This window comes from Neisseria sp. CP9 (assembly GCF_047758525.1).
Classification (GTDB): Bacteria; Pseudomonadota; Gammaproteobacteria; order Burkholderiales; family Neisseriaceae; genus Neisseria.
On sequence record NZ_CP180502.1, the window covers coordinates 1,776,832 to 1,797,047 of the forward strand.

The window sequence follows — 20,216 nt, forward strand, 5'->3', positions numbered from 1 at the left end:
CAAGAGACAGTTGTTACCCCAAAGGTCGTCTGAAAACGTTTTGGCGAAACCGGCTATCTGTTTTCAGACGACCTTGGATTCGGATTTCAAGTGCAACACTATGGTACCAGTGGTTGGAACAGATTCAAGAATAAAACACTTGGCGTTTCGTAGCCAAGTGTTTTTCTTGACCGGTGGTTCAACTCATCTTGAACCCTGCGTATCTCCCGATTACTGATGTTTCGGAAATCGGTTTGTTTGGGGAAATATTGCCGGATGAGTCCGTTAGTGTTTTCATTCAGTCCTTTTTCCCAAGAATGGTAGGGGCGGCAAAAATAGGTTTCCGCCTTCAATGCTTTGGCTATTTTGGTGTGTTGGTAAAATTCTTTACCGTTGTCCATGGTGATGGTGTGCACTCTGGCTTTATGTGCCCTTAATACCCTAATGGCCGCTAGGGCAGTGTCTTCGGCTTTTAAGTTATCCAATTTACAGATGATAGTGTAGCGGGTAACGCGTTCGACCAAGGTCAGTAATGCGCTTTTCTGTCCTTTGCCGACGATGGTGTCGGCTTCCCAATCACCGATGCGGGTTTTCTGGTCGACGATAGCGGGTCGGTTTTCTATGCCGACGCGGTTGGGCACTTTGCCTCCGGTCCATGTGCTGCCGTAGCGTTTTCGGTAGGGTTTGCTGCATATTTTGAGGTGTTACCACAAAGTGCCGCCGTTGCTTTTGTCTTGGCGGAGGTAGCGGTAAACGGTGCTGTGATGGAGCGTGATCCCGTGGTGTTTGCGCAGGTAGGCGCATACTTGTTCGGGACTGAGTTTTCGGCGGATAAGGGTGTCGATGTGTTGAATCAGCTGCGAATCGAGCTTATAGGGTTTTCGCGGGCGCTGTTTGGTCAGCCGGCTTTGCCGTTGCGCTTTATCGGCGCTGTATTGCTGTCCTTGGGTATGGTGCCGCTTGATTTCGCGACTGATGGTGCTTTTGTGACGGTTAAGCTGTTTGACGATTTCGGCGATGGTGCAGTGGCGGGACAGGTATTGGATGTGGTATCGTTCGTCTTGGGTCAGTTGTGTGTAGCTCATGGCAATCTTTCTTGCAGGAAAGGTCGTATGCTACCGCATACTGACCTTTTTCTGTTATGGAAAGTTGCACTTCAAATGCGAATCCGCCGACCTTTTGCCGTTTCCATCATCTATATATATAGATTCAAATCAAGACCACGCAGCATCATTGTCATTGTTTCAATGCAGGCAGAATCTGCCAAAAATAATGTGCAAAATCGAAAAAAGGCAGGGCGGGTATCCCTATCGATTATCCCCTTTTTAAAAGAGGCTTCGAACGCTTAAAACAATCATTCAAAATTAAATTAATTTCCATAAATTTCTATTATAAATTGCCGTCTATCCTAAATAAATACCGAATATCAAAATATCATATTAAAAAATATTATATGAATCAATTTATTAAAAATATTTAAATTTCAAGAATACCGCTTATCTAAATAATCATACCGTTTGTCAAAATATTCAAATATTATTAAAAACAGCTTTCAAAAGTGACGAAACACGGCATGTGACACAAAACGTCTTCTTCACTTCCCCAAAAAAAATCAAAAAATGACAAAACACGTCATATCGCAGAAACAATCCTACGTCATAAAAAAGCCAAAATCTGCCCGAAAAATCCTTCAAGACAAACTTAAACTTATTAAAAACATAAAATTACAAAATATTTTCACAAAAAATCCAAAAAAATCCAGACTTGGCACATCCCCTGCTTGATACATTACGTCCGGCAAGGGAAACGAAGCAACGAAGTCCGAACCGGGAAGCTGTATATTCCTTCTACTTGATGGTTTTACTCATAAAACAAGAGAGCCAAACACATTACGGTTTTTTAACAACAAACATTTTTATTCACAACACTTTTTAAACTGGAGTTTATTAAATGAAAGCAATCCAAAAAGGTTTCACCCTGATCGAATTGATGATCGTCGTAGCAATTATCGGTATCCTGGCCGCTATCGCCCTGCCTATGTACGGCGACTACACTGCCCGCGCACAAGCGACTGAAGGCTACGAACTATTGGGCGGTTTGAAAACGCCTTTGGTTGAGGCAGTAGCTGCAAGCAGTAACGCTATTGCTTGTAAAGGCACAACAGGTGATGCTGCTAACAGTCAGCCTTGGTTCAACTCAGCAGTAACTACTGGTAAGTATGTGCAAAAAGTAGTTGCAGCAGTAGATGGTTCTAACTGTAAAATGACTGCCACTTTCAAAGCAGCTTCTGCAGGTGTCAACGACAAAGTAGCTGGTCAAACTATTAATATGACCCTGACTCCTTCAACCGGTGCTTGGGCTTGTACTACCAGCTTAGATAAAAACGTAGCGCCTGCTGCTTGCCGTGATGCTGCCGCCGCTCCTGCTACTCCCGCTTAACAATAACAGCTAAATTTATAAATTGTTATGAAATAACAAAGCCCGCTCTGGCGGGCTTTTCTAACATTTATTCAAGCAACTCAAATCGGGCAAACTGATTCTGTTCCAAACTCACTTCATTAAAGGTCGTCGTATGAAACAACAAGGCTTTACCATTACCGAACTGATGATTGTTGTCGCTATTCTCGGCATACTTGCCGCCATTGCCCTGCCGTTGTTCGGCAACTATACCGCCAAGGCGCAGGCAACTGAAGGGCATGAAATCCTTGCTGGTCTGAAAAGCCCGCTGGTCGAGGCTATTTCTACCGAGGGTATTAATGCCTGTGATACCACCAAACCTTGGTTTGCCTCCAGCGTGCATACAGGCAACTTCGTCAATGACGTCGCTCTGGAAAAGAATGACACAAAATGCCTGCTGACTGTTACTTTCAAAAGCAGTGGCGTAAACGACAAAATCACCAATAAAAAAATTAATATCCGCTATACCGTAGGATCGGGAGTATGGGAATGCGGTACAGACGTGGAAAAAGAATTACGCACCGCTTCATGCCAAGGCGACTTGCTGTCGCTGTAATTAAAGACGTAGCAGAGTAGCGTGGACTTTGCCCACGATAAGAGCGGAGGAAAAGACTCGTCTGAAATTTTGGGTGTGGTCGTGGGCAAAGCCCACGCTACGGATTGGGTAGATTGGGTTGAAGCCAACAAAACCTGCATTATCTGCTTAAAAAATATCAATAAAGGGAAAATTATGAAGCTGAATTATAGGCAGCTTGCTTTGGAGCTGACTATGAAAATAATGGCAGTCACGGCTTTGAGTTATTTTATCAAAACCGTTTTAGAAAATTATATGATGACGGGAAATCCAGTCGTATTGCTGTTGTTGGTAGGGGAGTGTATTACGGTTTTTCTCGTGGTTTTCTCTAAATTTACGGATACTCGAAATTTCTCTCCTTTACCCGTATTGGCAACGATGGGGGCGACTTTTTATTTTTTTGCCATTGCGTTGGGTGGCGGTGTCAAATTGATTTCCGATAATGTTGCATCTGTCTTGCTCGTTTTCGGCATCTGTTGGCAGATTTACGCCAAAATTTATCTGGGTAGGAGTTTCGGACTTTTACCTGCCTGTCGAACCGTGGTGGATACCGGCCCTTATCGCTTGGTACGGCATCCGATTTATTTTGGCTATTTCATCGGGCATGTGGCGTTTCTACTCAATAATTTCTCATTGTGGAATATTGAAGTGTTGACACTGCTGTATCTGCTTCAGTTTTTACGCATGAATTATGAAGAACAGGTGCTTAGCCGAAATGAGCAATACAGGGAATATAAATCGCGTGTGAAAAACAGGTTTATACCGTTTTTGCTGTAAACCACACATAGTTAAAACCCTAGTATGGGCTTTGCACACGGGGAGATTATTGGTAGTAAGGTCGTCTGAAAAGCGTTTTCAGACGACCTTTTGTTTTGATGGCGTAGATGGTAGCGTGGGCTTTGCCCACGAAAATGTTGGGTAAAAGAGGCCGTCTGAAATTTTGGGTGTTTCGTGGGCAGAGCCCACGCTACGGGTTTTTATTCTCCTGCTACAGTTTTTGCCGTAGGTCGGATTCTTGAATCCGACATTTCCAACAGCGGTATTTCGGAAACGATAGCTGCGTCAAATGTTTTTGTCGGATACAAGTATCCGACCTACATCTAAATCCCCACCTACACGGGAATGACGGCGGAGGTTTCGGCAAAAATTGCTCCTCTAGTTTTCAGACGGCGGCGGATTCGCATTTGAAGTGCAACTTTCCATAACAGGAAAAGGCCAGTATGCGGTAGCATACGGCCTTTCCTGCAAGAAAGATTGCCATGAGCTACATACAACTGACCCAAGACGAACGATACCATATCCAATACCTGTCCCGCCACTGCACCGTCACTGAAATCGCCAAACAGCTCAACCGCCACAAAAGCACCATCAGCCGCGAAATCAAGCGGCACCATACCCAAGGGCAGCAATACAGCGCCGAAAAAGCCCAGCGGCAAAGCCGGACTATCAAACAGCGTAAGCGAAAGCCCTATAAGCTCGATTCGCAGCTGATTCAACACATCGACACCCTTATCCGCCGCAAACTCAGTCCCGAACAAGTATGCGCCTACTTGCGCAAACACCACGGGATCACGCTCCATCACAGCACCATTTACCGCTACCTTCGCCAAGACAAAAGCAACGGCGGCACTTTGTGGCAACATCTCAGAATATGCAGCAAACCCTACCGCAAACGCTACGGCAGCACATGGACCAGAGGCAAAGTGCCCAACCGCGTCGGCATAGAAAACCAACCCGCCATCGTCGACCAAAAAGCCCGCATCGGCGATTGGGAGGCCGACACCATCATCGGCAAGGATCAGAAAAGCGCATTACTGACCTTGGTCGAACGCGCTACCAGCTACACTATCATCTGAGACCTTTGCAAAAATAGTCTGGTAACGAAATTTGACGCATAAAAATGCGCCAAAAAATTTTCAATTGCCTAAAACCTTCCTAATATTGAGCAAAAAGTAGGAAAAATCAGAAAAGTTTTGCATTTTGAAAATGAGATTGAGTATAAAATTTTAGTAACCTATGTTATTGCAAAGGTCTCATCTGTAAATTGGATAACTTAAAAGCCGAAGACACTGCTTTGGCAGCCATTAGGGTATTAAAGGCACATAAAGCCAGAGTGCACACCATCACCATGGACAACGGTAAAGAATTTTACCAACACACCAAAATAGCCAAAGCATTGAAAGCGGAGACTTATTTTTGCCGCCCCTACCATTCTTGGGAGAAAGGGCTGAATGAGAACACCAACGGACTCATCCGACAATATTTCCCCAAACAAACCGATTTCCGAAACATCAGTGATCGGGAGATACGCAGGGTTCAAGATGAGTTGAACCACCGGCCAAGAAAAACACTTGGCTACGAAACGCCAAGTGTTTTATTCTTGAATCTGTTCAAACCACTGATACACTAGTGTTGCACTTGAAATCCGAATCCAAGGACCTTTTGTCCATGAATGAAAAGGTGTCATCGGAAAAGGGGCTTTCGCCAGTTTGGCTTTTTATAGTGGATTAAATTTAAATCAGGACAAGGCGACGAAGCCGCAGACAGTACAAATAGTACGGCAAGGCGAGGCAACGCCGTACTGGTTTAAATTTAATCCACTATACAATGCTCAGTTTGACGGGGATTCCGTTTCGTTCTCCATACAAACACAAAACCCGCTGTCGAGATAGCGGGTTTTGTGTTTTTCGGTTTTGAGTATCTGATATAAATGGGAACGGTATTTCTCGTATATGCGCACTCCAGAGGTAATGAGACAAAAAGAAGAGGGGATAATCTGTCGTTTAATGGCTCGGAGCGGACGGCTTCCGAGTGGTTTTGATTATACGCTAATAGAAATAATTATCAATACTAAAAAGATAAGAAATTGTAAATTACGCCTAATGCTATGAAAAATAATAAGATTTAATGGCTGGGGTTGGTGGTGTTGAGAAGAAAATGAAATAAAAGTGGATAAATTGGGATTGGTTTGAAGCGTTGGAATGGGAATGTTGAGGCTATCAAGCATGTGGAGCATTAGACGAGGCTAGGCTGCATTGCTTTGATTAAACGTTGATTGGCTGTACATGTTTGACTTTGAATGATTCAAACTCAAAGGGTCGTCTGAAAACGGATTTCAGACGACCCTTTGATTTATCTGGCAAACACGTTCAGAGGATTTGCGCAGAGACCTTAAACTTTGGTTTCTTCGGCTTGCTGTTCTTCTTGAGCGGCTTGCTCCGCTTTAATCGCTTCCAATGCGGCGAATTGTTCGGCGACACCTTGTTCGATTTTGGACAGGCTGGCGGATTTTGCTTCGTGGTAGGCTTCTTCTAAGGCGTAGCTGAAGCCGATATCATCTGTGCCGCCGTGGCTTTTGATGACGATACCGCGCAGGCCGAGCAGAATGGCGCCGTTGAATTTGCGCGGATCCAGTTTGCTTTTCAAGCCTTTTAGGGCGGGGAGGGCGGCGACGGCAGCCATTTTGTTGAACAGGTTGCGTTGGAATTCCTGACGGATGGCTCCGCTCATGAATTTGACCGCGCCTTCGATGGTTTTGAGCATGATGTTGCCGACAAAGCCGTCTGCGACAATCACGTCGGCTTCGCCGTACAGGACGCCGTTGCTTTCGATGTTGCCGATGAAATTCAGTTTGCTGCTTTTGAGCAGTTTGAAGGTTTGTTTGACGGTGTCCGTGCCTTTGATGTCTTCGGTGCCGACGTTAAGCAGTCCGACGCGCGGGCTGCCTTTTTGCGGGTAGAGGGCTTGGAAGAGTTCGTTGCCGATGATTGCGAACTGTACGAGCTGTTCGGGCGTGCAATCGACATTTGCGCCCAAATCGAGTGCAAGGGTCAGGTGTTCGCTGTCGGATGGCAGGAATTTGGCGATGGCGGGGCGGTCAATGCCGGGAATGGTTTTGAGGACGAAGCGGGCGGTCGCCATAAGCGCGCCGGTGTTGCCGGCGGATACGGCGGCTTGCGCGTTGCCTTCTTTGACTTGGTTGATGGCAATGCGCATGGAGGAGTCTTTTTTATTTTTCAGGGCAAGCTGCGGGGCTTCGTCCATGCCGACGACTTCGGAGGCGTGGAGCACGGTAATGCGCTCCATCGGCGCGTTGGCTGCGGAGAGGGCTTGGCGGACGGCGGATTCGTCGCCGACCATAATGAGGTGTACGTCTTGCTGCTGTTTCAAAAAGGCAAGGGCACCGGGGACGGTAACTGCGAGACCTGAGTCGCCGCCCATGGCATCTACGGCCAATGTAATCATGTTGTTCTCCGGTTTGTGCCGTGAAGCGGAAGAGGGGCGGTGTCGGCTGCCTCTGTGGGTTTGTTCGGCTTCACAATCGGTTTCAGACGACCTTTGGATGATATGCGGTATGGAGGTCGTCTGAAAATGGGGTGTATGTGTGGTCGGGTGCTTCGGATTGAAGTGTTGCGTTCCACATTCTAATACGTTTTATGAAGATGCGCTGAAAAGAGGCGAAATCTCGTTTTATCGGTATGGTACGGATTTTGCCGTTGCCGTTTCGGGAGAAGGCGGGCTTCTCCGTTGCGGACTTATTTTTTACCTTCAGCGGCGAGGCGGTTGTGCTCGTCGATGTCGAGCGCGTCCCAAGGGTAGTTGATCCACCAGTCTTCTACGGTAAGGCCGCTGAAGTAGGGGATACCTTCGGGGATTTTGCCGACTTTGGCTTTGATTTTTTCGTGCAGGACGGCAACGCCGACGGTGCCGAAATCTTCTTTTTGCAACTCGGTCAGGCAGAATTCCATGGTTACGCGGCTGTCGTCGACTTCATCGACTACGAGTACGTTCTTGCCTTTCAGTGCGTCAGGGACGGGGTCAAGCCATTGGACTTTTTTGACTTCTTCCGTTACCTGTCCTTCGTTGTCGCTGTCGTAATAGGCGGTGGTTACGGCGTAAATCGGGATTTCCAGAAAGCAGCGCAGCATACGGGCGGGGATGAAGCCGCCGCCGCCGATGGCGATCATGGCATCGTATTTGACGCCGGAGTTTTGGATTTTTTTCGCCAACGCTTTGATTACGCGGTGGATGTCGTCGTAGGTGTACCAGATTTTCTGTTTCATGGCGATTCCCGATTGGATTGGGGGTATCAGTTTGAACTGTGAGGATTTCGTGCCGAGTGTTGAGATGGATTCAGGCATGAAGTCGGGCAGTTCGGATGTAATGTAAAAAAGCCAGCATTGCATGGCAATATTCTGGCTTTTTCAGTCAGTCGAATAAGATTATTCGCCTTTGGCTTTCACTACTTTACGGCCGCGGTACATACCGTTGGGGGAAATGTGGTGCGGGCGGTGTACTTCGCCGGTTACGCTGTCAACAGACAGAGAAGGCGCGGTCAAAGCGTCGTGAGAGCGGTGCATACCGCGTTTAGAAGGGGATTTTTTGTTTTGTTGAACGGCCATTTCAAGCTCCTAGATAAATAAAACTGTGTCCTGGTTAACTGCTTTTCAAACCTGCTAAAACAGCAAAAGGGTTGGGTTTGTCCTGATTGACTTGTTCCAGCGCGGCATTGTCGCAGTTTTCGTGGCGCGGGGAGAAGGGGAGCGACATTAGGATTTGGTCTTCCACCAACCCGCGTACATCGAGTTCTTTCTCAATCGGCATGCCTTCCAACTCTTCGTCGGCAAGCATCGCTTCATCCAAGTCCTCTTCATTGGCGAACAAAACAATGCGGCTGGTTTCGTCGAGCGTAAACGGCATGGGGCGGATACATCGTTGGCAAATCAGCGGCATATCGGCTTTGACGTTCAAATCGAGAAACAAACGCTGCAGTCGGTCGCGTCCGCCGTTCAGCGTAAACGACACTTTGGTCTGTTTGTCGGCCGGATAATCGTGCGAACGGACTCGTTCGTCCAATTCCTCAAGCATGAAGCTGCCTTGCAGGCTCTGCTTTTCGGAGGCGAAAACTTCTGGGTCAATCAAATTAGGGTCTGACATAAACGGGGTATGATATAATTTCGACAGTCTAACGTCAATATTTTTAAGCAAAATATGAGTGCAAAACTGCCTTTGATATTGGGTTCGGGTTCGGTGTTCCGCCGCGCGCAGCTTGAGCGTTTGGGTATTGATTTCCAAACTGCCGCGCCTGATTTCGATGAAACGCCTGCTGCGGGTGAAAACGCGGCAGATACTGCCTTGCGTTTGGCGGAAGGGAAGGCGCGTTCGCTGGCGGCTCGATTTCCTGCTGCGTTGGTGATCGGCGCGGACCAAGTGGCGTGGTGCAATGACCGCCAGTTGGGCAAACCGATGAACGTCGCAAATGCACAACAAATGCTCAGGGATTTGAGCGGCAGAAGGATTGAATTTTACAGCGCAATCGTGCTTTTGAATACTGCTTCGGGCCGTATTCAGCGTCATGTCGATAACACATCGGTCGTGATGCGCACGCTGACAGACGGGCAGATTGAGCGTTATCTGGCGCGCGAACCGGACGCGGTTTACTGCGCGGGTGCGGCGAAGAGCGAGGGCTTGGGCGCGGCGTTGCTGGAGCGTATAGACAGTAGCGACCCGAACGCGCTTATCGGTTTGCCCATCTTCAAACTGGTCGAGTTTTTAAAAAACGAAGGCGTAGAAGTCATTTAGGTCGTCTGAAAACAGCCGTTTGACGGTTTCAGACGACCTTCCGTATAGGAAACACCATCATGTCCCCGATTCTTTACCTGATTCCCACTCCTTTGGGCGCACCCGATACGCCCTGCCTGCTGCCGCACGAACAGGCGCAGATTACCGGTTTGACCGATTTCGTGGTTGAGGCCGAGAAAACCGCCCGCGGCCATTTGAAACATTTGGGTATCACGACGCCCATCCGCGAGCTGAACCTGCAAACTTTAAACGAACACACCGACTTAAAAAACCTGCCCGAGCTTTTGAAACCTCTGCAAGAAGGGCGCAGCATGGGCATCCTCAGCGAAGCGGGGTGTCCCGCTGTTGCCGATCCCGGCGCGAATCTGGTGGCATTGGCGCACCGACACGGCTATGAAGTCCGTCCGCTGGTCGGCCCGTCCAGCCTGTTGCTGGCACTGATGGCGTCGGGTGCAAACGGGCAGAATTTCGCGTTCAAAGGCTATCTGCCGTCGGAGAAAAGTGAGCGTATTGCCGCTTTGAAGAGCTTGGAACAGCGTTCGCGTCAGCAAAACGAAACCCAGCTTTTCATCGAAACGCCTTACCGCAACGACGCGCTGCTTGCCGACGCGCTGGAAACTCTGCACCCTGAAACCCGCCTCTGCACCGCAACCGACCTGACTTTGCCGACACAGGAAATCATCAGCCAAACCGTTGCCGCTTGGCGGAAAATGAAAACGCTGCCGAATTTGAAAAAACGCCCGACGATATTTGTGTTGCACGCGGGTTAGGAAAGTAGGGAGGTTTGTCGGATTAGCCCGCCATACTGAAAAAGGTCGTCTGAAAACCTTGTAGAGAAGGTTTTCAGACGACCTTTGCTTTATAGTGGATTAAATTTAATCCACTATAAAGCAGGACAAGGCAACGAAGCCGCAGACAGTACAGATAGTACGGCAAGGCGAGGCAACGCCGTACTGGTTTAAAGTTAATCCACTATATTTGGGAATACTTAAAACCAATGCAGCAATCCGACAGCCATCAACACTGCCGTGATACACGCTAAGAGCGCGCAGATTTGCAGGGCTGTCGAGTTGGCTTTGGGGTAGCCCATCAGATTGGGCAGCGGGTTGGACGGCAATATCATGCCGTAGACGAATTGAAGCAGTCCGCCTGCGACCATAGGCAATGTAAATACCGGCAATATCAGGCTGATGGCGGCAAGTACGAGGCTGATTCTGAACATCCATATCGCCGGATAATGTCCCTTTCCGGCATCATTGCAGCGCTTTTCCAGCCAGGTGCTTTGATAGTGCAGCAGGCCGTAAAGGGCGATGGCAAAGACATGCACTGCGCCGCCGACCTGCCGGTTGATGCCGCATTGACCCAAGCATGATTGGGTAATCCACAGCAATAGTGCGGATACTGCGCTTATGCCCAGCAAAATGGGCAGGTTTACTGCTGCAAATCGCGTACGGCTGGCGCGGCGGTTGTCGAAGGGATCGGGCCTTTCGTCGTACAGGATGAAGCCGTCGGGTTCTTCGGAGTATGTGTTCATGATGTGGTGTGGTGAGTGATGACTTAATTGTAATGTGGTGCGGTTTTGCGTTTTCAGACGACGTCTTTGAATGGTTTATCAAACGTCGTCTGAAAATAAAGGTTTGGTTTTGTATTTTAATGGCGATGCAGTTTAAACGGCAGTTTTCCGTCGCTGTTTCAGACGATCTCTGCGCCTTACCAATTCACGCGCACTGCCCTGCTGCCGAGCAGTTTTTCCAGTTCGTCGAATAACGCGGAGCTTGGTGTCACCATCCATTTCGGCGGCACTTGAAACCTGCCCGACGCTTTGCCGTTGCTGTACGACAGTTGCAGCGGGATGTGCGACGTATCGGGCAGGCGGTGGGCAGTGAGGATGGCGGCGAGGCGTGCGATGTCGTGGCCGGGGGCGAGGGCGAGGCTGAGGCTGCGGGCGTAGCGTTCGCGCGCCATTTGCAGGGTCATGACTTGGTTTGCCATGATGCGCAGCCCGTCGCCGCCGCCGTAGTCGTCGCGGCTGACTTTGGATTCGATAATCAGCACTTGGTCGGATTTGAGGTAGTCGGCGCAGTTTTCCAGCGTCTGGCCGCTAACCATGATTTCAATCTGCCCGCTCAAATCTTCAAGGCTGACGAAGGCGATTTTGCCGCGTTTGCCCATCATGGTGCGCACGGCGGTAACGAATCCGGCGAGGCGCACGCTGTCTTGCGGTTTCAGACGGCCTAATTTGGTCGGGGCGATTTGGCGGACTTCTTGGGCATACGGGCCGAAGGGATGGCCGGACAGGTAAAAGCCGATGACGGTTTTTTCTTCGGCGAGTTTTTCCGATTCGCTCCACATGGGCGCGTCGATGAGCTGCACCGGTTCGATGGCGTCTTCCATCATGTCGAAAAGTCCGCCCTGATTGGCGTTGGCGGCTTTTTGGTCGGCATTGTTCATGGCGAGGTCGATGTTTGCCAAGAGCATGGCGCGGTTGGGTTCGATGCTGTCGAACGCGCCGCCGCGTATCAGGGCTTCGAGGGTACGGCGGTTCATGTGTTCTTTGCCGACGCGCTCGCAGAAGTCCAACAGGCCGGTAAACTTGCCGCCACTTTGCCGCGCGGCGATGATGGATTCGACGGCGGCTTCGCCCGTACCTTTAATCGCGCCGAGTGCGTAGCGGATTTTCATGTTCGGATACGGCGTGAAGCGGTAGTCGGATTCGTTGATGTCGGGCGGCAGGAACTCGATGCCGTTGGCGCGGCAGTCGTCGTAGAAATGCTTGAGCTGGTCGGTGTTGTCCAATTCAGACGACATGGTTGCCGCCATAAATTCGGCGGGGTAGTGGGCTTTGAGCCATGCGGTCTGATAGGAAATCAGGGCGTAGGCGGCGGCGTGGGATTTGTTGAAACCGTAGCCGGCGAATTTTTCCATGTAGTTGAAGATTTCGTCGGATTTTTCGCGTGAAATGCCTTGTTTTGCCGCACCTTCGGCGAAGATTTCGCGGTGTTTCACCATTTCTTCGGGCTTTTTCTTACCCATGGCGCGGCGCAGCAGGTCCGCACCGCCGAGCGAGTAGCCACCTATAATCTGCGCCGCCTGCATCACTTGTTCCTGATACACCATAATCCCGTAGGTCGGCGCGAGGATGCCTTCGAGCAGCGGGTGGATGTATTGGAATTCCTGCCCCTTCATGCGCGCGACGAAGTCGGGGATGTTGTCCATCGGGCCGGGTCGGTAGAGCGATACGAAGGCGATGAGTTCTTCAAACTTGGTGGTGTGCGCCGTTTTCAGCATTTTTTTCATGCCGGTCGACTCGAACTGGAATACGGCGGTGGTGTTCGCATCGCGGAAGATTTTGTAGGCGGCTTGGTCGTCGAGCGGGATTTTGCCGACATCGACAATATCGCCGGTGGTGTTTTTGATGTTGTTCTGCGCCATTTCGATAATGGTCAGGTTGCGCAGGCCCAAAAAGTCGAACTTCACCAAACCGACGTCTTCCACGTCGCCCTTGTCGTACATGGATACGGGTGAGGCGGATTCGTCCGCCTGATACACGGGGCTGTAATCGGAAATCTTGCCCGGCGCAATCAACACGCCGCCCGCGTGCATACCCAGACCGCGCGTCAGGTCTTCCAGCTTTTTCGCCAGCGTAATCAGTTCGTCCGCTTCTTCCGCTTCAATCAATTCCTGAATCTGCGGCTCCGCCTTCATCGCATCGTCCAACCCCAAAGGTTTGTTGGCTTCCAGCGGAATCAGCTTCGACAGTTTGTCGCACAGGGTAAACGGCAGCTCCAGCACGCGCCCCACGTCGCGGATCACCGCTTTGGACGACATCGTGCCGAAGGTAACAATCTGGCTCACCGCCTGCGCGCCGTATTTATCGCGCACATATTCAATCACGCGGCCGCGGTTGCTTTGGCAAAAGTCCACGTCGAAGTCGGGCATGGAAACGCGTTCGGGGTTCAAGAAACGTTCGAACAGCAGCGCGTATTTCAGCGGGTCGAGATCGGTAATTTTCAGCGAATACGCCACCAACGAACCCGCGCCCGAACCGCGTCCCGGCCCGACCGGACAGCCGTGCGTTTTCGCCCAGTTGATAAAGTCTTGTACGATAAGGAAATAGCCGGGGAATTTCATCTGGATGATGATGTTCAACTCAAAATCCAGCCGCTCCTGATATTCCGGCATTTTCGCCGCCCGCTCCGCCTCGTCGGGATAAAGCTGAACCATGCGTTCTTGCAAGCCCTCGTTGGACAGCTTCACTAGATAATCGTCCAGCGACAGACCGTCGGGCGTCGGGAACAGGGGCAGGAAGTTTTTGCCCAGCGTGATATGGATATTGCAGCGTTTGGCGATTTCCACTGTGTTTTCCAAGGCTTCGGGCAAGTCGGCGAAACGCTCCAGCATCGTTTCCGGCGGAATGAAAAACTGGCTCGGCGTAAAATCGCGCGGACGTTTCTTGTCCGTCAGCACCCAGCCGCCCGCGATACACACCCGCGCCTCGTGTGCGTTGAAATCGTCGCGGCTCATAAACTGCGTCGGATGCGTCGCCACCACCGGCAAACCCAATTCCTCCGCCAGCTTCACGCTGCCCGAAACGCAAGCCTCCCATTCGGGGCGTTCGGGCAGGCGTTGCAGCTCCAGGTAAAACGCATCGGGAAACCACGCCGCATACTTCAACGCCGCCGCACGCGCCGCGTCTTCATTGCCGTTCAACAGATTCACGCCCACTTCGCCGTAATGCGCGCCGCTCAAACAAATCAAGCCGCTGTTGTCGCCGTTTTCCAGCCATTCGGGATTGAGTTCCGCATGATGGACATTGCGGTCTTTGCCGACATAAGCCGCCGTCAAAAGCTCGCTCAAGCGCAGATAGCCCGCATCGTTGCGGATAATCAGCATGGCGCGGAACGGCTTGTCGGGCGCATTCGGATTGCCTATCCACACGTCCGCCGCCCCGACAGGCTTAATCCCCGCGCTGCGGCAGGCTTTATAGAATTTCACCAAACCGAATTCGTTCATCAAATCGCTGATGCCCAAAGCAGGCAAACCGTATTCCTGCGCTTTGGCAATCAGTTTTTTAATCCGCACCATACCGTCGGTAATCGAAAACTCGGTATGCAGGCGCAGCGGGATGTAGGTCGGCTCGGTCATGGCAAAATCGGCGTGAACAATAAAAGGCGTATTGTAGCAGGGTTGGAAAAAGGTCGTCTGAAAACGAGCACGGCGAGTTTCGCTAAAACGAACGTAGTGAGTTTCGCCAAAAGGAGGATAACGGGCTTTCAGACGACCTCAACGGTAGAGACAGATGGCGGCAGCATCATGGTGTCGGGTTGTTTGGCAATCGGGCGGGACTGTGAAACGGCTTCACAAAAATGAAAAGACAACGGTATAAACTGCAAAGGCAGGCAAAACGGTGAAATAGTGATGATGAATATTGATTTAAATCATGCGTCATCTAACGATGAATACTATAATTATGAATATGTTATCAAACAACTTTAAACGAAAGGAAAACTATGAAAGCCGTCCGCTTGGTTCTTGCCGCATCTTTGGTTTCTACGCTTGCCGCCTGCGGCAGCTCCTCTTCCGCGCTGTCCGATGCGATAGGCAAAGGCTTTGATCCTAAGGCTAAGGGCGTGAAATACATTACCGTTTTCGAGAGCGTTCCTGAAAACGGCACGATGCAGTTGAGTGCCAACAATAAGGTACAAACGCTTAAAAAAGGCGACAATTTGGACACTGCCTTTTTGAAGCGCGACAAGATTTCCTATTATGACTACGTCGGCAAAATCAATGTCAACGGACAGGTCATCGATTTGGAAAGCGGCGATTTTATGGTTTACAAGCAAGACAATTCGGTTGTCGCTGCCAAATATATCAAGCAGAAAGCCGATCCTACCGACGGCAACAAGCTGAAAGACTTGCAAGCGTATGAATTTAAAGTCGGCGAAGTGCAAGGTAAGGAAGTTGCCTTTAAAGACCTGCCACAACTGGGCAGCTATACCTACCGCGGCATTGCGTTTAACGGTGATGACAATAGCGGCCGCCTGACGTACACCATTGATTTCGAGAAAAAACAAGGTCAGGGCAAAATCAGCGGCATGGCACCCGATTACAATGTCGACTTGGCTGCCGCCAACATTGCCGCAGCAGGGGCAGGTTCGGCAATAAACGGACGCGCGACGCTCAATAATGAAGACAAAGGCAGCTACCGTTTGAACATTTTCGGCAGCAAGGCTGAAGAGATTGCCGGTAAGGCGCAAGTGAAAGTCGGCGATAAAGAGAAAGACATCGGACTTGCCGGTAAAAAAGAATAATTGAAAGAGACGTGTAATATAGTGGATTAACAAAAATCAGGACAAGGCGACGAAGCCGCAGACAGTACAGATAGTACGGAACCGATTCACTTGGTGCTTCAGCACCTTAGAGAATCGTTCTCTTTGAGCTAAGGCGAGGTAACGCCGTACTGGTTTAAAGTTAATCCACTATAAGGTCGTCTGAAAACGCAGTTCAACTAGGTTTCAAGCCCAGTTTACTGCTTTTCAGACGACCTTTTTTAATGGGGCGGATATTTGGATCCAGATGGATTATCCGGCTATGGCAGGCGGTCTTGGAAGGGGCGTCTGAAACCGGATATCAGGCGTAGTGGCCTGCACCCAAGATGCAGGCTTTGGCTGCACCGGTCGCATGGTGCGGACTGCTGGGCGTTCGGTTTATCCAACAGGCGGCGAGCCAGGCGAACGCGGCGGCTTCGACCCATTGCGGATCGAGATGGAGCGCTGCGGTGCTGTTCAATCCGACAGCGGGGGAGAACAGGTCCGCCAAATCCTGCATCAAAACCGGATTGCGGATGCCGCCGCCGCAGACATAGAGATTGCGCGTGTCGGGGGCGGCTGTGTCGACGGCGGTGTGGATGGTTTGCGCGGTGTAGCGAACCAAGGTTCTTAAAACATCTTCGGGCTTTTCACCGCCTTTCAGACGACCTTGAAGCCAGTTTAAGGAGAAAAGCTCCCTGCCTGTACTTTTGGGATAGGGTCGTCTGAAATAGGGGTGGTCGAGCAGGTTGTCCAGCAAATCAGGCAGGATAGTGCCTTGCGCGGCGCGTTGTCCGTCGCGGTCGTATGACTGCTGCCAGTTGTGCTGCATCCACGCATCCATCAGCATATTACCGGGGCCGGTATCGAAGCCGAAAGCGGCTTGCTGCGGCGGTAAGACGCTGATGTTGGAGATGCCGCCGATATTGAGGACGACGCGGGTTTCCTGCGGATGTTGGAACAGGGCTTGATGGAAGGCGGGAACCAGCGGCGCGCCTTGTCCGCCCGAAGCCAAATCGCGGCTGCGGAAATCGCCGATGGTAAAAATGCCGGTCAGTTCCGCCAGTAGAGGAAGGTCGGCAAGCTGGATGCTATAACCGTGTTCGGGGGCGTGGCGGACGGTTTGCCCGTGGCAGCCGATGGCGGTAACGGCTTCGGCGGGCAGGTTTTGTTCTGAGAGGAGGGTGTGGACGGTTTGCGCGTAAAGGCGGCTGAGGTTCTGGGATAGGATATTGCTGCGGTGCAATTCGTTGTCGCCGATATTTTGAAGGTTCAGAAGCTCCTGACGGAGGTCGTCTGAATACGGGGTAAAGGCATGAGCCAGCGCGCCCTGCCATTGATTGCCCTGCATACGGATAAGCACGGCATCTGCACCGTCCATGCTGGTGCCGGACATGATGCCGATATAAAGTTGGGTATTCATGGGTTGTGGTTCGTATTAGGCCGTAAAAGAACATTTTAACGCGGTTTTGCGATTTGTCAGGTATTTGGCGCGGCGCAGGTAAATAAATGTTTCAAGAAAGATTGCAAAAAGGTTACAATAGTCCGAAACACATCCGCAATTCTTAAGGAAGCTGATCCTATGGCTCAAACTCAGATGAGTGCCAACTTGAAGCTGATTAACGCTGTCTTTGCCGCTATGCTGGTGGGCATGGTCGGCTATTTTATTTACTGGGGCTTGGGCTATACCCATTACAACCATTCTATCTTGTTCATTATCGCTACCATGTTCGGCGTTTTCATGGCGTTTAACGTGGGCGGTAACGATATCGCCAATTCTTTCGGTACCAGCGTCGGCTCCGGTACGCTGACGATTCCCCAAGCTTTGCTGATTGCGGCGGTGTTTGAAGTCAGCGGCGCGGTGATTGCGGGCGGCGAAGTGACCGATACCATACGCAAAGGCATTGTGGATCTGAACGGCATCGACCTCCAGCCCATGCAGTTTGTCTTTATCATGATGTCTGCGCTGCTCGCGGCGGCATTGTGGCTCTTGTTTGCCTCGCGCAAAGGTCTGCCTGTTTCCACTACACATGCCATTATCGGCGGTATTGTCGGTAGCGCGGTGTGTATGGCGGTGATGAACAATATGAATGCGGGCGAGCTGATTCAATGGAGCAAATTGGGCGAAATCGCCTTGTCTTGGGTCTTGTCTCCCGTCTTGGGCGGTACGGTTTCCTATTTATTGTTTTCACGAGTCAAGAAAAACGTCTTGGATTACAACGCTTGGGCGGAAGGCACGCTCAAGGGCATCAAACAAGAAAAAAAGGCTTACAAAGAACAGCACCGCCTGTTTTTTGAAGCCTTGAGCGAAATCGAAAAAGTCGAATACGCCACCAAAATGGCGCACGACGCGCAAATCTACGACGAGCCGGATTTTGATCCCGCCGATCTGAAAAGCGACTACTACCGCGGCCTGTACGATTTGGACAACCGCAAAAACAACGTCGACTCCTATAAAGCCCTTCATTCTTGGGTTCCCTTTATCGCCTCTTTCGGTGGGATGATGATTGCCGCCATGCTGATTTTCAAAGGGTTGAACAACCTTCACTTAGGCATGAGTAATGTCAACAGCTTCCTGACCATCTTCATGATCGGCGCGGCAGTGTGGATGGGTACGTTCGTATTCGCCAAAAGCCTGAAGCGCAAAGATTTGGATAAATCCACCTTTCAAATGTTCTCATGGATGCAGGTATTTACCGCCTGCGGCTTCGCCTTCAGCCACGGCGCGAACGATATTGCCAACGCCATCGGCCCGTTTGCCGCCATCATGGACGCATTGCGCACCAACAGCATTACCTCCCAAAACGCCGTTCCGCCGATTGCCATGCTGACATTCGGTATCGCCTTGATTGTCGGCTTGTGGTTTGTCGGCAAAGAAGTGATTAAAACCGTCGGCAGCAGCTTGGCGGAAATGCACCCCGCTTCGGGCTTTACCGCCGAACTCTCCGCCGCCGCCGTCGTGATGGCCGCCTCCTTTATGGGGCTGCCCGTATCCAGTACCCATATTTTGGTCGGCGCGGTACTTGGCATCGGTTTGGTCAACCGCAACGCCAACTGGAAGCTGATGAAACCCATCGGCTTGGCATGGGTCATTACCCTGCCTGCCGCTGCCATCCTGTCCGTGACCTGCTACTTGATTCTGCAAGCCCTGTTCTAATATCGGATTGCTACACAAAAGGTCGTCTGAAAGCACTGTTTCCGCTTTCAGACGACCTTTTTTATGGCGAAATCAAGATAAAAGAGAGGTAAGATAAGATGCTTGGTTGTGAATGGGTTTGGAACGTAGGACGTTGCCACTTGAGCAGCAAGAAGGATGATGGGACGCAATTTTTAGATATTTTCTTGAAGTTTGTCGGCTCAAACCTTTTTGAAATGTTCCCAAACCGGTTTGCAGTTGTCCGGCAGTTCGGGACACGCGCCGAGGATGCCGCCGCTGAAGTCGTTTAAGCGGTGGAAATCGCTGCCCGCGCTGGCGAGCATACCGAAGCGTTCTGCCAAAAGCGCGTAGTTGAGGCGGTCGTTTTTGCAGCAGTTGCCGCTGTGGACTTCGATGCCTACGCCGCCGAGGTTTTTAAATTCTTCAAACAGATTGCGCTTGGCGGTGGCGGATAAATCGTAGCGCATGGGGTGGGCGATGACTGCCATGCCGCCCGCGCCGTTGACGGCGGAGACGCAGTCTTCCAGCGTCGTCCATTCGTGCCGGACGGCGCAGGATTTGCCGTCGCCCAAGTATTTGGTGAACGCCTGCTGCTTGTTTTTGACGTGTCCCGCTTGGATGAGGAACTCGGCGATGTGGGTGCGGCTGACCATTTCTTTGTTTGCCGCCAGCGCGAGCGCGCCGTCGTATGCGCCGCCGATGCCTTTCTTTTCGAGCTTGGCAGCGATGGCTTCAAGGCGTTTCAGACGACCTTGCCGTACTTGTGCCAACAGGTTTTGCAGGTTTTCGTCCTGTTCGTCGAAATCCAAACCGACAACGTGTATGGTGCGCCCGCGCCAAGTTACGGAGATTTCCACGCCGTTGACGAAACGCAGCCTGAGCTTGTCGGCTTCGGCGCGCGCTTCGGCGATGCCACCGGTGTGGTCGTGGTCGGTCAGCGCCAGCAGCGTGCAGCCGTTTTGATGCGCGAGGCGCACGACTTCGGCGGGGGAGAGCATACCGTCGGAAACGGTGGAATGGCAGTGCAGGTCTATCATGGGGCGTTATGTGTGTGGTGAATGAAGGGTGGGGCGGTCATGTTGAAAACAGAATCTGACAAAGGTCGTCTGAAAATCAGTAGCTCGGATTATTGAATCCGATATTTCAAATTGCGCATATT

16 protein-coding genes and 4 pseudogenes are annotated in these 20,216 nt (G+C 51.0%); 11 read left to right on the forward strand and 9 right to left on the reverse strand.

Annotated features, from left to right (window positions below):
* Nucleotides 1-98 precede the first annotated feature (98 nt).
* Nucleotides 99-1,064 (reverse strand): annotated as a pseudogene (locus ACMYUL_RS08500) (IS30 family transposase).
* Nucleotides 1,065-1,091: 27 nt separating this feature from the next.
* Here ACMYUL_RS08500 and ACMYUL_RS08505 point away from each other — a divergent pair.
* The 7 genes and pseudogenes from ACMYUL_RS08505 to ACMYUL_RS08535 form a co-directional block, all read left to right on the forward strand.
* Nucleotides 1,092-1,328, forward strand: a complete 237-nt coding sequence (locus ACMYUL_RS08505) for a hypothetical protein (protein WP_415769961.1) — start codon at nucleotides 1,092-1,094, stop codon at nucleotides 1,326-1,328.
* Nucleotides 1,329-1,929: 601 nt separating this feature from the next.
* Entirely contained in the window at nucleotides 1,930-2,418 is a 489-nt protein-coding gene (locus ACMYUL_RS08510; RefSeq protein WP_342032431.1) for a pilin, read from the forward strand.
* 133 nt (nucleotides 2,419-2,551) lie between these two features.
* A complete protein-coding gene (locus ACMYUL_RS08515) occupies nucleotides 2,552-2,992 on the forward strand; it encodes a pilin (protein ID WP_415769963.1) in 441 nt (146 codons plus the stop codon).
* Nucleotides 2,993-3,013: 21 nt separating this feature from the next.
* The gene (locus ACMYUL_RS08520) at nucleotides 3,014-3,787 is read left to right on the forward strand and encodes a methyltransferase family protein (protein WP_415769965.1); all 774 of its coding nucleotides are present in this window, start codon (nucleotides 3,014-3,016) and stop codon (nucleotides 3,785-3,787) included.
* Between the two features lie 482 nt (nucleotides 3,788-4,269).
* Nucleotides 4,270-4,860, forward strand: a pseudogene (locus ACMYUL_RS08525) (IS30 family transposase); the annotation flags it as partial.
* A 185-nt stretch (nucleotides 4,861-5,045) separates the two neighbouring features.
* Nucleotides 5,046-5,420 (forward strand): annotated as a pseudogene (locus tag ACMYUL_RS08530) (IS30 family transposase); the annotation flags it as partial.
* Between the two features lie 82 nt (nucleotides 5,421-5,502).
* A pseudogene (locus ACMYUL_RS08535) lies at nucleotides 5,503-5,616 on the forward strand (IS5/IS1182 family transposase); the annotation flags it as partial.
* A gap of 565 nt (nucleotides 5,617-6,181) precedes the next feature.
* Here ACMYUL_RS08535 and plsX read toward each other — a convergent pair.
* The 4 genes from plsX to ACMYUL_RS08555 all read right to left on the reverse strand — a co-directional run bounded on the left by plsX (nucleotide 6,182) and on the right by ACMYUL_RS08555 (nucleotide 8,947).
* Nucleotides 6,182-7,255: a phosphate acyltransferase PlsX gene (gene plsX, locus ACMYUL_RS08540; RefSeq protein ID WP_415769967.1), complete on the reverse strand. Its 1,074-nt coding sequence runs from the start codon at nucleotides 7,253-7,255 to the stop codon at nucleotides 6,182-6,184.
* A 290-nt stretch (nucleotides 7,256-7,545) separates the two neighbouring features.
* Complete coding sequence (locus ACMYUL_RS08545; protein WP_415769969.1) at nucleotides 7,546-8,073, reverse strand: phosphoribosyltransferase; 528 nt, start codon at nucleotides 8,071-8,073, stop codon at nucleotides 7,546-7,548.
* Nucleotides 8,074-8,232: 159 nt separating this feature from the next.
* Nucleotides 8,233-8,412, reverse strand: a complete 180-nt coding sequence (gene rpmF, locus ACMYUL_RS08550) for a 50S ribosomal protein L32 (protein ID WP_003744026.1) — start codon at nucleotides 8,410-8,412, stop codon at nucleotides 8,233-8,235.
* Nucleotides 8,413-8,446: 34 nt separating this feature from the next.
* Nucleotides 8,447-8,947: a YceD family protein gene (locus tag ACMYUL_RS08555; RefSeq protein WP_342031086.1), complete on the reverse strand. Its 501-nt coding sequence runs from the start codon at nucleotides 8,945-8,947 to the stop codon at nucleotides 8,447-8,449.
* 54 nt (nucleotides 8,948-9,001) lie between these two features.
* On the opposite strand from ACMYUL_RS08555, the gene ACMYUL_RS08560 reads away from it, so the two are divergent.
* Both ACMYUL_RS08560 and ACMYUL_RS08565 read left to right on the forward strand, forming a co-directional pair.
* Nucleotides 9,002-9,592, forward strand: coding sequence for a nucleoside triphosphate pyrophosphatase (locus tag ACMYUL_RS08560; protein ID WP_342031085.1), 591 nt, complete (start codon nucleotides 9,002-9,004; stop codon nucleotides 9,590-9,592).
* A 59-nt stretch (nucleotides 9,593-9,651) separates the two neighbouring features.
* Nucleotides 9,652-10,362, forward strand: coding sequence for an SAM-dependent methyltransferase (locus tag ACMYUL_RS08565; protein ID WP_415769972.1), 711 nt, complete (start codon nucleotides 9,652-9,654; stop codon nucleotides 10,360-10,362).
* A gap of 218 nt (nucleotides 10,363-10,580) precedes the next feature.
* On the opposite strand, the gene ACMYUL_RS08570 is transcribed toward ACMYUL_RS08565, so the two are convergent.
* Nucleotides 10,581-11,126 carry a hypothetical protein gene (locus tag ACMYUL_RS08570; RefSeq protein WP_003756533.1) on the reverse strand — a complete coding sequence of 182 codons (546 nt, stop codon included), beginning with the start codon at nucleotides 11,124-11,126 and terminating at the stop codon, nucleotides 10,581-10,583.
* Nucleotides 11,127-11,302: 176 nt separating this feature from the next.
* Nucleotides 11,303-14,737: a DNA polymerase III subunit alpha gene (gene dnaE, locus ACMYUL_RS08575; protein WP_415769975.1), complete on the reverse strand. Its 3,435-nt coding sequence runs from the start codon at nucleotides 14,735-14,737 to the stop codon at nucleotides 11,303-11,305.
* Nucleotides 14,738-15,102: 365 nt separating this feature from the next.
* Here dnaE and ACMYUL_RS08580 point away from each other — a divergent pair, with 365 nt between their 5' ends.
* Nucleotides 15,103-15,903: a factor H-binding protein gene (locus ACMYUL_RS08580; RefSeq protein WP_415769977.1), complete on the forward strand. Its 801-nt coding sequence runs from the start codon at nucleotides 15,103-15,105 to the stop codon at nucleotides 15,901-15,903.
* 319 nt (nucleotides 15,904-16,222) lie between these two features.
* Here the strand turns inward: ACMYUL_RS08580 and ACMYUL_RS08585 are convergent, their stop codons facing one another.
* Nucleotides 16,223-17,323, reverse strand: a complete 1,101-nt coding sequence (locus tag ACMYUL_RS08585) for an anhydro-N-acetylmuramic acid kinase (protein WP_415769979.1) — start codon at nucleotides 17,321-17,323, stop codon at nucleotides 16,223-16,225.
* A gap of 159 nt (nucleotides 17,324-17,482) precedes the next feature.
* Between ACMYUL_RS08585 and ACMYUL_RS08590 the strand changes: the two genes are divergently transcribed.
* Complete coding sequence (locus tag ACMYUL_RS08590) at nucleotides 17,483-19,057, forward strand: inorganic phosphate transporter (RefSeq protein ID WP_415769981.1); 1,575 nt, start codon at nucleotides 17,483-17,485, stop codon at nucleotides 19,055-19,057.
* Between the two features lie 200 nt (nucleotides 19,058-19,257).
* Here the strand turns inward: ACMYUL_RS08590 and ACMYUL_RS08595 are convergent, their stop codons facing one another.
* Nucleotides 19,258-20,094, reverse strand: coding sequence for a PHP domain-containing protein (locus ACMYUL_RS08595; protein ID WP_342031078.1), 837 nt, complete (start codon nucleotides 20,092-20,094; stop codon nucleotides 19,258-19,260).
* Nucleotides 20,095-20,216: the final 122 nt, after the last annotated feature.

What these genes read in the sequence shown, in the direction of transcription:
- ACMYUL_RS08505 (WP_415769961.1), top strand. Translation starts at nt 1,092, where the DNA reads ATGCTACCGCATACTGACCTTTTTCTGTTATGGAAAGTTGCACTTCAA.
- ACMYUL_RS08510 (WP_342032431.1), top strand. Translation starts at nt 1,930, where the DNA reads ATGAAAGCAATCCAAAAAGGTTTCACCCTGATCGAATTGATGATCGTC.
- ACMYUL_RS08515 (WP_415769963.1), top strand. Translation starts at nt 2,552, where the DNA reads ATGAAACAACAAGGCTTTACCATTACCGAACTGATGATTGTTGTCGCT.
- plsX (WP_415769967.1), bottom strand. Translation starts at nt 7,255, where the DNA reads ATGATTACATTGGCCGTAGATGCCATGGGCGGCGACTCAGGTCTCGCA.
- ACMYUL_RS08545 (WP_415769969.1), bottom strand. Translation starts at nt 8,073, where the DNA reads ATGAAACAGAAAATCTGGTACACCTACGACGACATCCACCGCGTAATC.
- rpmF (WP_003744026.1), bottom strand. Translation starts at nt 8,412, where the DNA reads ATGGCCGTTCAACAAAACAAAAAATCCCCTTCTAAACGCGGTATGCAC.
- ACMYUL_RS08555 (WP_342031086.1), bottom strand. Translation starts at nt 8,947, where the DNA reads ATGTCAGACCCTAATTTGATTGACCCAGAAGTTTTCGCCTCCGAAAAG.
- ACMYUL_RS08560 (WP_342031085.1), top strand. Translation starts at nt 9,002, where the DNA reads ATGAGTGCAAAACTGCCTTTGATATTGGGTTCGGGTTCGGTGTTCCGC.
- ACMYUL_RS08565 (WP_415769972.1), top strand. Translation starts at nt 9,652, where the DNA reads ATGTCCCCGATTCTTTACCTGATTCCCACTCCTTTGGGCGCACCCGAT.
- ACMYUL_RS08570 (WP_003756533.1), bottom strand. Translation starts at nt 11,126, where the DNA reads ATGAACACATACTCCGAAGAACCCGACGGCTTCATCCTGTACGACGAA.
- dnaE (WP_415769975.1), bottom strand. Translation starts at nt 14,737, where the DNA reads ATGACCGAGCCGACCTACATCCCGCTGCGCCTGCATACCGAGTTTTCG.
- ACMYUL_RS08580 (WP_415769977.1), top strand. Translation starts at nt 15,103, where the DNA reads ATGAAAGCCGTCCGCTTGGTTCTTGCCGCATCTTTGGTTTCTACGCTT.
- ACMYUL_RS08585 (WP_415769979.1), bottom strand. Translation starts at nt 17,323, where the DNA reads ATGAATACCCAACTTTATATCGGCATCATGTCCGGCACCAGCATGGAC.
- ACMYUL_RS08590 (WP_415769981.1), top strand. Translation starts at nt 17,483, where the DNA reads ATGGCTCAAACTCAGATGAGTGCCAACTTGAAGCTGATTAACGCTGTC.
- ACMYUL_RS08595 (WP_342031078.1), bottom strand. Translation starts at nt 20,094, where the DNA reads ATGATAGACCTGCACTGCCATTCCACCGTTTCCGACGGTATGCTCTCC.